This window comes from Guyparkeria sp. SB14A (genome assembly GCF_005096345.1).
GTDB classification, from domain to species: Bacteria; Pseudomonadota; Gammaproteobacteria; order Halothiobacillales; family Halothiobacillaceae; genus Guyparkeria; species Guyparkeria hydrothermalis.
This window is the reverse complement of the sequence record NZ_SWAW01000005.1, coordinates 22,056-35,702: the sequence shown is the minus strand read 5'-3', so window position 1 is coordinate 35,702 and position 13,647 is coordinate 22,056. Positions and strand designations below refer to the sequence as shown.

Below are 13,647 nucleotides of genomic sequence, written 5' to 3'. Positions count from 1 at the left end.
CCCGGGAAAAACAAGGGTTGGTCTACAAGGATTGCAATTTGGGCTGGTCGGATGATTGCAACGTCATGTATCTGCGCTGGTTTTCTGCCCCGACCGAATATTAGTATTCAATAATTAGGTGGTTTCCTCGCCGCGCCACTGGCCGAGCTGTTCGCGCTTGAAGGCGACGATCGACGACGGCGCCGGTGAGAGGTCCACCCAAAGTCCGTGGTGTCCGGGCCAGCGCTGGTCGAACCAGTGCCGGCCGTTGCCCATCTCGATGAAGATCCAGCCGCCGGGGGAAAGGTGGTCGGCGGCCTGGTCGAGCAGGCGTTCGACCAGTGCCAGGCCCTGGTCGGGGGCGAACAGGGCGCCGGCCGGTTCGTGATGGTATTCGTCGGGCAGGTCCTCGGCCTCGTCGGAGTCGACGTAGGGCGGGTTGCTGACGATCAGGTCGAACACCAGCGGCTTGTCGTCGGCATCCAGCAGCTGGTCGAAGCCGTCGGACTGGATCAGCTCGACCCGGTCGGCGAGCTGGTAGTCGGCGACGTTGTGCGAGGCGACCGCCAGGGCGCCGAAGTCGATGTCGCTGCCCACCACATCGGCTTGCGGAAAATGCTCGGCCAGCGCAATGGCGATGCAACCCGAGCCGGTGCCGATATCGAGCAACCGTTGCGGTGCGGGGTTGCGGGTCAGCAGTCCCTTGAAGTCGTCGCGGATCAGGTCGCCGAAGGGCGAACGCGGGATCAGCACGCGCTCGTCGACGTAGTAGGGCCGGCCCAGAAACCACGCCCGGTTGAGCAGATAGGCGGTGGGTGTGTGGTCGAGGCAGCGCCGGCGGATCAGTTCGACCACGGCGCTGCGCTCCTCGCTGGTCAGGCGCGCCTGCCACCAGTCATGCCCCAGATCCGGCGGTAACCGCAGCCCCTCCAGTACCAGCCAGGCGGATTCGTCCAGGTAGCTGTGGGTGCCGTGGCCGAGGAACACGCCGTGTTCGTCCATGCGGCTGGCGGCCCAGCGGACGAAATCGAGGATGGTCTCGAGGTGGTCGTGGTTGCCGAGTGCTTCGGGCGCATCGGAGGGGGCGTGGGCGTGGCTCATGCGGTGGCTCATCGGAAAGGCGTGTTGAAGGGCGTATGGTGCAATCGCTGCTCTGGCACAATAGTACCTTCACCGCGACCGAGGCCGGGAGAGCCCGGCCCGTATCCAGGCCAACACGAGGCAACATGACAAGCCCAAGCAATACCGTGAAATGGCAATCGCGCCTGTGGGCGCGTGTCCAGTACGTCCTGCCGCACCACCTGATCTCCGGGCTGGTGTTCCGGGTGACGCGTTGGCGCGCGCCCTGGACGACCTGGCTGATCCGGCGCTTCGTCAAGGCCTTCGGGGTGAACCTCGGCGAGGCGGCCAAGACCGACCCGGCCGATTACCCGACCTTCAATGCCTTCTTCACCCGGGCGCTGGCGGAGGGCGCCCGGCCCATCGAGGGCGAAGCGCAGGCGTGGATCAGCCCGGTCGACGGGCGGATCAGCCAGATCGGTCACATCCAGTCGGGCAATATCTTCCAGGCCAAGGGCCGGGCCTACACCGCCACCGAATTGCTGGGCGGCGACGAGGCGCTGGCCGAACCGTTCAAGGACGGCTCGTTCGCCACACTCTACCTCTCGCCCTCGGACTACCACCGCATCCATATGCCGGTGACCGGCACGTTGCGCGAAATGATCCACGTGCCGGGCCGATTGTTCTCGGTTTCGACCGGTACGGTGGCCGAGGTGCCGCGCCTGTTTGCCCGCAACGAACGCCTGGTCTGCCTGTTCGACACCGACGACGGGCCCATGGCAATGGTGCTGGTCGGGGCGATCAACGTCTCGGCCATCGAGACCGTCTGGGCCGGGCTGGTCACGCCGACACCGCAGCGCCAGATCGGCCGCTGGACGTATGGCGGGGAGACCGGGCTGACGATCCGCCTCGAGCGCGGGGCCGAGATGGGACGCTTCAACATGGGCTCGACGGTGATCCTGCTGACCGCCAAGGGCGTGGAATTCGATGCCGCCTGGCAGGCGGAGATGCCGATCAAGCTGGGGCAGCGGTTGCAAGCGAGCGAGATTGCCGGTGAGGGCGAGGTGAAGGCCGAAGGCTAGGGTGCGCCTGTCATTTCTGGCCGAAGAGCGTCAGGGCTACTTGGTTAGGCGGCTGCTCCACGTGTCGTGCCGTGGTTCCCTGGATTCCCGCGTTCGCGGGAATGACGGTTTTTTTCGGGCTTGTTGGTTAACCGTTGGTGACGTTCGGTCGCGGTGGTGACGCACGCTGCCGTGAATGGATGGCAGCGGGGGCAAAGGTAGCCGTCAAACGTCGAAAGCCCCCCACCCGGCGTCATTCCCGCGAACGCGGGAATCCAGTCATCGGAGCCGCCTGGCCCTGCTGTGATCGACGTGCCTCTTTGGTTCCCCTAAACCCGTCTTGCCGAAAACGGCAGCACGGCGTCGATATCCTCCGCGCCCGTCAGCCACATCAGCAGGCGATCCACGCCCATGGCCACGCCGCTGCACTCGGGCAGGCCGTGGACCAGCGCGGCGAGGAAGCGTTGTTGGCTGGGTGACGGCTGCCGTGAGCCGGCCGAATCCAATCGGCGGGCCTGCTCGTCGGGATCGACGAGTTCGTGGTAGCCGTTGGCCAGTTCCAGCCCGCCGCCGTAGACCTCGAAACGAGCCGCGGTGGTGATCGCCTGCCCCTCGAACGAGCCGGTCTCGAGGCGGGCCATCGCGGCCTGGCTGGCCGGGTAGCCCGTCACCACGGTCAGTGCCGCCGGGTCGAGCCGCGGTTCGATCACCAGGCTCATCAGCAGGTCCAGCCAGTCGTCGCGGGCCATGTCGGCGGGGTCGGCGACATCGATACCGTGATGCGCGGCTGCTTGAGCCAGGGTGTCGGTATCGGCGTGGTAGGGATCGAGGGCGCCGTGACGGCGAAACAGCGCGCCGTAATCCTGGCGCTCGACCGGCGCGGGCGACAGGCCGAGCGCCTCTCGGGCCGACTGGATCAGCGCGAGTGTGGTCGCGATGGCCGACTCGAGCGTGGCGCCGTTGTCGTACCACTCGAGCATGGTGAACTCGGGATTGTGCCGCCGACCGGCCTCATTGGCGCGGAAGACCGGGCCGAGGTAGTAGGCCCCGGGCAGGTCGGGGCAGGCGGCGAGCAGGCGCTTCATCGTCAGCTCGGGCGAGCTGTGCAGGGAGCCGGCTGGAGTGCCGTCGGGAAGGGTCGCCCGGAAGAGGGCGATGTTGGGTTCGAAATCGGGGCTGTCGATCAGGACGGGGGCGTCGATCTCCAGCCAGTCACGCGCATCCAGCGTCTCGCGCAGCAGGCGCTTGAGCCGGGCGCGCTGGCGGAGCGTGTCGGCACTGGCGCCGGGACGCCAGTCCACCTGCTCCGGGTCGGTCACGTCGTGGATCAGTTCTTGACGCGCGAGAGGTATTCGCCGGTGCGGGTGTCGCAGCGCAGCACCTCGCCTTCCTCGATGAACAGCGGCACCTTGACCACGGCGCCAGTCTCGAGGGTGGCCGGCTTGGTGCCGCCGGTGGCGGTATCACCGCGCAGGCCCGGGTCGGTCTCGACCACCTTGAGCTCGACGTGGTTGGGCGGCAGAACCTGGATCGGCGCGCCGTTGAACAGGGTGACCTGGCACATGTCCTGTTCCTTGAGCCACTGGGCCGAGTCGCCCACGGCGTCCTTGGTCGCCATGATTTGCTCGAAGGACTCGGGATCCATAAAGTGCCACTCCTCGCCGTCGGAGAAGAGATACTGCATTTCCTGCTCGTGGATGTCGGCCGCCTCGAGCGAGTCGCCCGACTTGAAGGTGCGCTCGATGGTCTTGCCGGTCTTGAGGTTCTTGAGCTTGGTCCGGTTGAACGCCTGGCCCTTGCCGGGCTTGACGAACTCGTTCTCGACGATGGTGGCCGGATCGCCGTCGAGCATGACCTTGAGACCGGCGCGGAATTCGTTGGTGCTGTAACTAGCCATGGGAACCTGCAAGTTAATCGAAGTCGGTGGAAATGGCCGCGATCATACCTGATAACCCCTCATCGTCCCAGCATGCCGCGCGTCCCCGTCGCGATGCCGACTTCGTCGAGCTGACCACGTCGACGGTCGAGGCACAGATCGATGCCGCCGACCCGGACGATCCCGTGGCGCGCCAGTTCCGGCTCGATCCGCGCGAATCGCTCGAGGTGCCCGGTTTCGATGCCGATCCGGTCGGCGATCTCGCCGCCAACGCCGTGCCCGGCGTGCTGCACAAGTACCGCGGTCGGGCCTTGCTGGTGCTGACCGGCGCCTGTGCCGTGCACTGTCGTTACTGCTTTCGCCGCCACTTTCCCTACGGCGACCAGCGGCTCGACGAGGACGCGCTCGAGCGGGCGCTGGATTACCTCGCCGCCGATCCGGAGATGACCGAGGTGATCCTCTCCGGCGGTGATCCGCTGGTCTTGGGCCCCCGGCGCCTGGCGGCCGTCATCGAGCGGCTCGCCGCCTTGCCCCAGCTGCGCCGGCTGCGTATCCACAGCCGCATCCCCACGGTGTCGCCCGAGCGGATCGACGAGTCGTTGTGCCAACGGCTGGCGAGCTTTCCCGGCCAGGTGGTGCTGGTCGCGCACGTCAATCACCCGCGGGAGCTGGGGCCGCAGAGCGCCGCGGCGTTCGGCCGGTTGCGCGAGGCCGGGGTCACGCTGCTCAACCAGGCGGTATTGCTCGAGGGGGTGAACAACGACACCGATGTGCTTGCCGAGCTCTCCGAGGCGCTGTTCGCCCAGGGGGTGCTGCCGTACTACCTGCACCAACTCGACCCGGTCGCCGGTGCCGCCCACTTTGCGGTCGACGCCGCGGTGGGGCGAGAACGGATCGAGGCCTTGCGCGCCCGCCTGCCCGGCTATCTCGTGCCGCGGTTCGTGGTCGAGCAGGCCGGCGAGCCGAGCAAGACGCCGATTGCCTGACCCGATCTCGTCCGACGGTTTCCGCCCCGCCAGGCGCCGGCCAGCGGGCGTCAGGCGTAGATTGGGGCGGTCACATTGAATACAGTATGATCGTACGCCCCCGACGTCCGGGTGCACGGAAGCAAGATCCCGTTCGGGATGCGATAAGGAGTTCGTCGATGGCCGATTCGTCTCAGCCACCCCAGTCCCATGCCGTGGATGATCTCGAGACCCTGCTCGAGCGGGTCCCGATCGTGGGTCCCACCGAGGCGGCCAGCCTGCTGGCCGGCTTTCTCGGCCGGACCGATCTCGAGGAGATCAGCGACGAGGCGCTCGATGGCCTGATCGCGCGGCTCGAGCCACAGGTCGAGCGCACGGCCAAGGCACTGCGGCGCAGCCTGAGGCAAAGCCCGCTGCCGATGTCGAGCCAGGCGCGCGAGCAGTTGTCGGCACTCTTTACCCTGTATCGCGCGGCCCAGTCGCTTGCCAACCTGCGCCTGGGGCTGGTCGAGGCCGGCGATGCCCGCCAGGCACGCGCGACCGCCCATCGCCAACGGGTCGAGTGGGCGGCGCGCCTGATCCTCGATTGTTACCAGCTCTACGTCGGCGTGCCGCAGCCGCTGTACGCCGACCTGCATCAGTTCGCCCGTGCGGCCTGCCGCGACCTCGAGTCGGCGCAGCCCGAGGCCTGGGGCGAGGTGCGCGACGTCTACGTGGCCGTGCTGCTGCTCGCGATGGTCAATCCGTACGCCCTGACGGTCGAGGAGATGGCGGTGCTCTACCCCTGCCTGCGCGAAGTGGGGCGGGTGGTCGAGATCACCGCCGACCGGCCCGGCGGATCGGCGCGCTTCGTCGACATGACCGGGCGACTCGCCCCGCATATCGCCATCAGCGGCGGCAAGGCGAACCCCGACGGGGCCGTGTACGTCGGCGTCGATGCCCTGTATCGGCAGGAGACCATCGAGGGCCTCGATGCGGAGTGCCGTCTGGCCCTGCGCGGCTTTCTGCGCCGGTTGCAGTTTTTCCTGAATTCGCGCGAGGCGCGTCGCCACGACCACCTCGAACGGAAGATCGGCGAGCGCTCGCTGATCACCATCGGCTTTCACAGCGTGCACCACCGGCTGCTCGATGACATGCTCTACAGCCTGCGCGCCTCGCAGCACCTGACCTTTTCCGGTCTCGACTGGGAGGGCCTGGAACGCCCGGTGCACGGCCAGGTCAAGGACGGCCCGAGCATTCACGACTTCAAGCTCGAGATCGACTCGGGCGCGCGCGACGACGTCGACTGGGAGGCGATGCCCGACGCCAACGGCCGTCCCGCGACCCCGCGGCTCAACGAGCCGGCGACCTGGGACGTGGTCAATCTCTCCGAGCGGGGGTTGCGACTGCACTGGCGACTGGCCGACAACAGTCGCGCGGCGGTCGACGAGCTGATCCTGATCGAACGTGACCCGATGGAGGAGGTCGGGGGGCTGGCCGCCGTCGTCGGGGTGGGTATCATCCGCTGGGTACGTCACCTCGACGAGGGCAATCGCACCATCGACATGGGCGTCGAGCGACTGCCGGGCGACTGGATGGCGTATTTCGCCCACCCGGCCGACGAGTCGCCGCACGCCGCTGGCACCTGGCCGGTGCTCGCGCGCCTCGAGGGGGATCGGATCGATCAACTGATCCTGCCGCCGGATCTGGCCGATCGCGGCCGTCGCGTGACGGTGATCCGCGAGCGGGGCCAGGACGTGCCCCTGAACCTCGAACGCATCGTGATGGTGGGCTCCCACCTGGTCGTGATGGAAACCAGCCCCGACAAGGGAGGCAATAAGTGACGCCCGTCGAAACCGTCGAGAACACCCCGTTTTCCATCCTGCACGTGATCGGGTCGGTCAACGACTCGATTGCCCTGCGTGGCGAGTTGCGCAACGCCGGGCTCCAGGCCTCGGTGCACAATGCCGCCGATTTCGATGCCGCGCGCCACGAGATCACCGCCACCCCGATCGACGTCGTCTACATCGAGTACGGTGCGAATGCCCTGGAGATGCTGACCGCCCTGCACGAGCTCGCCGCGCGCGAGCCGGCGCTGGCCGGCGTGCCGATGGTGGTCTACGACGACATCGGCGGCGTCGAGGAGATCGAGGCCTACCTCGAGGCCGGCGCGTTTTCCGTGATTACCCACGAGTCGCTGGTCGAGCCGATCCTGATGCGGGCCGTGGCCTTCGCGTTGCTCTACCAGGATCGTGAGCGCAAGGCCGCCCAGCTGTCGAAGTCCGAGCTGCGCTGCCAGAAGCTGATCGACGGCTCCTCCGAGGCGGTGGCCTACCTGCAGGACGGGCTGCACATCTACGCCAACCAGGCCTACCTCGACCTGCTCGGCTTTGCCAGCATCGACGAGTTGCGCGAGGAGCCCATCCTGGACCTCGCCGCCGGCGATTCCGCCCAGCGCCTGAAGGCCTTCCTCAAGACCGAGGACGCGGAGGACACCTTCACCCTCAGGACCAACGGCGGCCACGAGATCGAGGTGCGGATCCACAGCACCGCGGCCTCCTTCGACGGCGAGCCCTGCCTGCAGGTCTTCGCGACGCAGGTGAAGGAGGACGTGGCCGACATTTCCGAGCAGCTCGAGTACTTCGCGCGTCGCGATCTGCTCACCGGCTTGTATAACCGCAACTACCTGTTCGAGCAGATCGAGGCCCGCCGGGCGGAGATCGTCAGCGGCGACGAGGAGGAGACCGGCGCGCTGCTGCTGCTCGAGATCCTCAACCACGACGAGATCAAGCGCCACATCGGCACCACCGGCATGGACAATCTGCTGACCGAGTTCGGCAAGAAGGTTGAGGAGCGGGTCGGTGGTCAGGGGCTGGTCGCGCGCCACGGCGCGTTCTCCTTCCTGATCCTGCTGGGACGGCTCGACCGCCACGGCACCGCCGAGTTGGCCGAGGTGCTCAACGAGCTCGCCCGCGATTACGTCTACACCCAGGGCACCACCTCGGTGACCGTCTCCACCTCGGCGGGTTATCTCGTGCTCGACGAGAACTCCCCGCCCAATGCCGCCGAGCTGGTCGACCGGGTCGAACGCGCATCCAACCGCGCCGCGCAGGAAGGCAAGTACCAGGCCCGTCTGTACGAGCCGGATCTCAAGACCGCCTCGGAGCGCGAGCAGGACGAGGCCTGGGCGCGCAAGATCAAGACGGCCCTGCGCGAAAGCCGATTCTCGCTGGTGTTCCAGCCGATCGTTTCGTTGACCGGCGATCGCGAGATCAGTCGCTACGAGGTGTTCGTGCGCATGCTCGACGAGGACGGCAGCCTGATCTCGCCGGCCGAGTTCCTCTCGCAGGCCGAGCGCGGCGACCTGATCCAGTCGATCGACCGTTGGGTGGTGCTTTCGGCGGTCAAGCAGATCCACAACGGCGTCAAGAACGGCGAGAAGCCCAAGCTCTACATTCGCATCAGCGACGCCTCCCTGCATGACCCCGAGTTCACCAAGTGGCTGACCCAGCGTCTGCAGATGACCCGTCTGCCGGACACCTTGCTCGCCATCCAGGTGTCGGTCGACAAGGCCGGCCACGCCTTGCGTCACCTGGCGGACATGCAGCAGGCGCTGCATCCGCTGGGCGGCGAGCTCATCCTCGACGGCTTCGGTTCCGGCGACGACGGTTTCCGCATCCTCGACCACCTGCCGGTCTCGACCATCAAGATCGCCCGGCCGCTGTTGGAGCATTTCGCCCAGGAGAGCGCCAACCAGGATCGCGTCGGCGAGGTGGTCAGGCACGCCAAGGACGCGGAGATGGCGGTGATCGTGCCCAACGTGGAGAACGCAGCCAGCCTGCAGATCCTCTGGCCGATGGGCGTGGATTTCGTGCAGGGCGACTTCATCCAGGCGCCGCAGGAAAGCCTCGAGTTCGACTTCGCGCAGTTCTGACCCTCGCCGCGCCGCCCTGCAAAAGGGGGTGGATCCGGGCTACCATTGGCGCCGCCCGGCACGCGCCCGGGTGCCCCATCCACACCCGAGAGCCGACGCCGTGACGGACGCCGACCAGCCGCTTGCCCCGCCCCTGCCGACCACGCTGCCCACCGACCGTATCCTGGTGCAGGGCCTCGAGTTCGAGACCATCATCGGCATCCTGCCCGCCGAGCGGGAGACCCCGCAGCCGGTGCGCATCGATCTCGTCCTCGAGGTCGAGTCGTTCCGGCAGGCGGTGCTCAGCGAACACATCGACCAGACGGTCGACTACGCGGCCGTCTCCCGGCGCGTCACCGAGATCGCGCGCGAGGGACGCTTCCAGCTGGTCGAGACCCTGGCCGAGCGCTGCTGCGAGGTGCTGCTGACCGAATTCCCCATTCGCCGTGTCACGATGCGCGCGATCAAGCCGCACGCCCTGGCCGAGGCGGCCGGCGTGGGGGTCGAGATTACCCGTGAAATGACGCCGGAGGCGGCGGCCGGGGAGGGCGCATGAGCGCCGGATCTCGCCACGAAGGGTTCGAGCTGCCGGCACCGTCACCGGCCGACCAGGCCAAGAGCCTCGCGTTGATTGAGCCGCTGGTCGAGCGGATGCATGAGGGCCCCATCCCGTTCGCCGAGTACATGGCCACCGTGCTCTATCACCCGACGCTGGGCTACTACGGCAGCGGCCAGGTCGCCTTCGGCGTGGGCGGCGATTTCATTACCGCCCCGGAACGCTCGCGTTTCTTCACCCACGGGCTGGCCTACGAGTGGCACCAGGCGCAGGCCGCCGGGCTGGGCGGCGAGATCCTCGAAATCGGCGCGGGGTCGGGGCGTCTGGCCATCGATCTCCTCGACCGGCTGGCCGCGGACGAGGCGCTGCCCGCGCGCTACACCATCCTCGAGATCTCCCCGGCACTGGCCGAACGCCAGGCCGAGAACCTGCGCGCGTCATTGCCACCGGCGGTGGCCGAACGCGTGCGCTGGATCGATTCGTGGTCGGATCTGGGGTGGTCGGGCGGCATCGTGATCGCCAACGAAGTGCTCGATGCCATGCCGATGGAGCGCTTTCGCTGGTGGCCGGGCAAACCGGAAACGGCCGAGCGCCTGTTGGTGGGCTTCGACGGCCAGCGATTCGTCTGGGAGGAACGGCCCGCCGACGAGGCGTTGCGGGCCACGGTCGAGGCGATCGGCGCGCGCATCGAACGCCCCATCGTCACGCCGCGCGAGACCGTGCTGGCCGAATACAACCCGGATCTTGCCGGCTGGCTGGGCGAGATGCACGCGTCACTCGACGCCGGTGGCGAGACCTGGATCTACCTGTTCGACTACGGCAGCCACACCGCCGATATCTACCGAGCCGATCGCGACGAGGGCACGCTCAAGTGCCACTACCGGCACCTGGCCCACGAGGATCCGTTCGTCTACCCGGGGCTGCAGGACATCACCGCCTGGGTGGATTTCCAGGCCGTCGAGCAGGCCGCGCGACAGGCGGGGTTCGCGATCGACGGCGAGCGCAGTCAGGCGCAGTGGCTGCTGGGCACCGACGTGCCACAACGGGTCGAGCGCGAACTGCAGTCCCGCGATTCCCTCGCGGATCAGGCGCGTCTCGCACAGGAATTCCGCGAATTGGTCATGCCCACCGAGATGGGCGAGCGGTTCCGGGTGATGCGGCTGCGTCTGGATCAGGCCGAGGCAGGCGCCTCGTCGAGGCGTTGAATCGCCCCCGATTCGCCGTGTTCCAGCCAGTCGAGCAGGGCGGGCATCACCGCGCAGGGCGGCTGGCGGTCCTGGGTGAGCTCGCCGGGGAAGCGCGCGTGGCGCAGGCGGCTGTTGACCGCGCCCGGATCGAAGCCGGTGATCCACACCCTCGGCGTCTCCGCGGCCCACTGGCGGATCATCCGCTCGATGCCGGCGTGGGCGATGTCATGCGCGCTGCCGTAGGCATCGGTGCCGCGATCGGTGAAGAACAGCACGCGCGGCCGACTGGCGCGCTCCAGCAGTGGCCATGCGCTGCGGGTGAGGGCAAACGGCGCGGTGAGGTTCACGTGTAGGCTTTCCTGGAACTTCATCAGGTCGGCCTGGGCGAGCGGGGCGAGTTCGCCGGCCGTGCCCATGGCATGCACCAGCAGGTCCAGGCGGCCGAAGGCCCGCTCGATTCCCTCGACCAGCGTGGCGTAGTCCTCTGGCGCGGCCCCGGAAAAGTCCACCGGCTGGATTACCGGCGGTTCGCCGCGGACCTCGGCAGGCACCTCGGGCAGCACCCGTTGGTTGATGTCGTCGGCCAGCCGGTCGAGCTGATCGAGCTTGCGTCCCAGCAGGATCACGGTCGCGCCGCGGGCGGCCAGCGTCTGTGCGGTGGCGGTGCCCAGCGCGCCGGTCGCGCCGTTGATTAGCACGACCTGCCCGGCAAACGAGGTATCGATCGGCGTGTCGGTGGAAGGGGAGTCGGTCATCGGGATGTCTCGGCAAGGTGAGCCCGCCATCATTGCCATGATCGGGCCGGAAAGGGTCGGGTTAGCCGTTGGGGTTACCAGGAGGCGCGCCAGGCAAGCCACCACTGGCGCACGGGACTGATTTCAACGCGGCCGCCGGTGAGTTCCGCGGGTGTTTCCTGCATCAGGCGCAGGTGCTCGAGGTCGACGGCGCGCAGAATGCGGAACAGACGCGGCGGTCGGCCACTCGCCGGCCAGTCGCTCAAGCCGGCGCGAATGCGGTCGAGTTCCTCGCGGAACAGGGCCTCGCGATCGGCCGGCGCCGGTTCGCGATAAAGGTCGGCCTCGTCCAGGCCGAAGCGATTCAGCGTGTCCTGTGGCAGGTAGACGCGGCCGATGCGCGCATGCCGCCCCAGCAGCCGCGCGCGGTCGAGCCGACCATGCCAGCGCCCCAGCCGTGCCGCGGCCTCGATCTGCTCGGCGGGCAGGGCCAGCAGGCGGCCGTACAGGGCGAACAGGCTGGCGTAGCGCGCGTCGAGAAAGGCCTCGAGGTCCGCCTCGCCGGCAAAGCCCTCGTATTCGAGCTCGATGCGCGCTGCCCCCAGACGCTCCTCCAGCCGGCCGACCAGCGGCGAGTCCTCGCGACGGGCCTCTTCGCCCAGGCCGACCTCGTCGAGCCCCGCGGCGAGCGACTGGATGACCGGGTGCTCGGCCCGCCCCTGGGTCATGCCCAGCAGCGCCTCGCGCCACCAATCGAGCTTGGCCATCGCGACCTGCGGTTCGCTGACCGTCTCCGGGATCTCGGCCAGCGAGACGTCCAGCGCGCGCAGGGCCGTCACCGCCCGCTGTCGGGCCGGGGATAGCTTGAGGCTGGCCAGCCGGAAGGCGCTGCCTACCGGACGGGCGAGTCGCTCGCATTCGGCGGCAGCCAGGTGGGGCTCGACCGAGGGGCGGGTGGATTCGGCGTTCATGGGCGCCGATTCTACCAGTTCCCTGCCTTCTGCCCGGGATCGCCCGGCGCGAACCGTCCCCCCGGATCGGCCAGCGATGGCCCCTCAAGAAATCGTCCCACTGACCGATAACCGATCAGGCGTCTATCCTGTTGCGCCATCCACTTCGAGCCAGGTGCCATCCAATCATGAGTCAGCCCAGCATCCTGCGTCGCCTGAAATGGTCCTTTGTCGGCATGGGCGTTGTCATGGGAGCGATCTTCCCGGTATTCGCGTCGTTCTTCGTCGAGTTCCGCGAGGGCATGCTGGGCTGGTTCGTGGTCGGTTGCCTGGGCGCCGGACTGACCGTGGGCTTCGTCAACTACGGGCTGGCCCACCTGATCCTGTTGCGCCGCATGGGCGCGCTGGCGCGTCTGGCCGGGGCCGTGCGCGACGGCAACCTCACCGAGAAATGCCAGATCGTCAGCCATGACTCGCTCGGCGAGATTGTCGCCAGCGTCAACGGCATGATCGACCAGCTGCATGCCCAGATGGGGAACCTCAACCGCAGCAGCGAATCGCTGTCCGCCGCCGCCGGCAGTCTGGATGAGAGCGTGTCCAGCGTGATGACCGCGCAGGGGCGGGTCCAGGCGCAGCGTGAGCGCACGCTCGGCGAGGCGCGCGAAGTGGCCGACGGCGGCGGGCGACTGGTCGAGGCAATCCTCGAGGCCGGTCACCAGGCCGGCGAGATGCAGTCGCGGGCCGAGCAGACCCGCCACGAGGTAGGCGAGAGCGTCGCCTCGATCAGCCGTTCGCAGCAACGCGTCGAGGAAACCGCGGCCCTGATCACGTCGCTGGTCGCTGCCCGCGACCGCATCAGCGGCATGACCGCGACCATCGATGCCGTGGCCGAGCAGACCAATCTCCTGGCCCTGAACGCCGCCATCGAGTCGGCCCGGGCGGGCGAGCATGGTCGCGGTTTTGCCGTGGTTGCCGACGAGGTGCGCAAGCTCGCCGGGCGCAGCGCCGAGGCGGCCCGCGAGATCGGCCTGGTGATGGAATCGCTGGGGCGTGACGTGACGGCCGCCGACGAGAAGATGCAGGAGGCCAGCCACTACTCCGCGGATGCCGAACGCTCCCTGCAGACCGCTTCCGGCGGGCTCTCCGAGATGCTCGGGGCGGTGGCCGACACGGTCAAGCTCACCGACGAGGCGGCCAGCCACGGCCAGCGTCACCAGGCGGCGATCGAGCGGCTCACCGAGGACCTGAATTCGCTGATCGAGGTGGTCGAGCGCAATGCCGAGACCATGCAGTCCGCGAACCAGGCGGTCGACTCGGTCAATCGCGAGGCCGAGCGCCTCGCCGGCCAGGTCGCCCGTTTCCGGCTCTAACCCGGGATCGGTCCGGTC

Annotated in this window: 12 protein-coding genes; 7 read left to right on the top strand and 5 right to left on the bottom strand. The window is 68.1% G+C overall.

Going from position 1 to position 13,647, the window contains the following annotated elements:
- Positions 1-114: 114 nt before the first annotated feature.
- Positions 115-1,080 carry a 50S ribosomal protein L3 N(5)-glutamine methyltransferase gene (prmB, locus tag FAZ79_RS03410; RefSeq protein ID WP_169303549.1) on the bottom strand — a complete coding sequence of 322 codons (966 nt, stop codon included), beginning with the start codon at positions 1,078-1,080 and terminating at the stop codon, positions 115-117.
- A 125-nt stretch (positions 1,081-1,205) separates the two neighbouring features.
- Between prmB and asd the strand changes: the two genes are divergently transcribed.
- Positions 1,206-2,120: an archaetidylserine decarboxylase gene (gene asd, locus FAZ79_RS03405; RefSeq protein WP_136866582.1), complete on the top strand. Its 915-nt coding sequence runs from the start codon at positions 1,206-1,208 to the stop codon at positions 2,118-2,120.
- A gap of 308 nt (positions 2,121-2,428) precedes the next feature.
- Here the strand turns inward: asd and FAZ79_RS03400 are convergent, their stop codons facing one another.
- On the bottom strand, positions 2,429-3,418 hold the full coding sequence (locus tag FAZ79_RS03400) for an amino acid--tRNA ligase-related protein (protein WP_247709480.1): 990 nt from the start codon (positions 3,416-3,418) through the stop codon (positions 2,429-2,431).
- Between the two features lie 8 nt (positions 3,419-3,426).
- Entirely contained in the window at positions 3,427-3,996 is a 570-nt protein-coding gene (efp, locus tag FAZ79_RS03395; RefSeq protein ID WP_136866581.1) for an elongation factor P, read from the bottom strand.
- A 32-nt stretch (positions 3,997-4,028) separates the two neighbouring features.
- Here efp and FAZ79_RS03390 point away from each other — a divergent pair, with 32 nt between their 5' ends.
- From FAZ79_RS03390 to FAZ79_RS03370, 5 genes are all read left to right on the top strand, one after another.
- Positions 4,029-4,961 carry a KamA family radical SAM protein gene (locus FAZ79_RS03390; RefSeq protein WP_136866580.1) on the top strand — a complete coding sequence of 311 codons (933 nt, stop codon included), beginning with the start codon at positions 4,029-4,031 and terminating at the stop codon, positions 4,959-4,961.
- 158 nt (positions 4,962-5,119) lie between these two features.
- A complete protein-coding gene (locus FAZ79_RS03385) occupies positions 5,120-6,763 on the top strand; it encodes a hypothetical protein (protein ID WP_136866579.1) in 1,644 nt (547 codons plus the stop codon).
- On the top strand, positions 6,760-8,853 hold the full coding sequence (locus FAZ79_RS03380) for an EAL domain-containing protein (protein ID WP_136866578.1): 2,094 nt from the start codon (positions 6,760-6,762) through the stop codon (positions 8,851-8,853). Before FAZ79_RS03385 ends, FAZ79_RS03380 begins: the two co-directional genes overlap by 4 nt.
- A 100-nt stretch (positions 8,854-8,953) precedes the next feature.
- Complete coding sequence (gene folB / locus FAZ79_RS03375) at positions 8,954-9,388, top strand: dihydroneopterin aldolase (protein WP_169303548.1); 435 nt, start codon at positions 8,954-8,956, stop codon at positions 9,386-9,388.
- On the top strand, positions 9,385-10,593 hold the full coding sequence (locus FAZ79_RS03370; RefSeq protein ID WP_136866576.1) for an SAM-dependent methyltransferase: 1,209 nt from the start codon (positions 9,385-9,387) through the stop codon (positions 10,591-10,593). Before folB ends, FAZ79_RS03370 begins: the two co-directional genes overlap by 4 nt.
- Here FAZ79_RS03370 and FAZ79_RS03365 read toward each other — a convergent pair.
- Together FAZ79_RS03365 and FAZ79_RS03360 are read right to left on the bottom strand one after the other, a co-directional pair.
- Entirely contained in the window at positions 10,560-11,330 is a 771-nt protein-coding gene (locus FAZ79_RS03365) for an SDR family NAD(P)-dependent oxidoreductase (protein WP_169303547.1), read from the bottom strand. The two genes, FAZ79_RS03370 and FAZ79_RS03365, sit on opposite strands and share 34 nt — an antisense overlap.
- 74 nt (positions 11,331-11,404) lie before the next feature.
- Positions 11,405-12,280, bottom strand: a complete 876-nt coding sequence (locus tag FAZ79_RS03360) for a squalene/phytoene synthase family protein (protein ID WP_136866574.1) — start codon at positions 12,278-12,280, stop codon at positions 11,405-11,407.
- Positions 12,281-12,447: 167 nt separating this feature from the next.
- On the opposite strand from FAZ79_RS03360, the gene FAZ79_RS03355 reads away from it, so the two are divergent.
- Positions 12,448-13,629, top strand: coding sequence for a methyl-accepting chemotaxis protein (locus FAZ79_RS03355; RefSeq protein ID WP_136866573.1), 1,182 nt, complete (start codon positions 12,448-12,450; stop codon positions 13,627-13,629).
- The last annotated feature ends 18 nt before the right edge of the window (positions 13,630-13,647 follow it).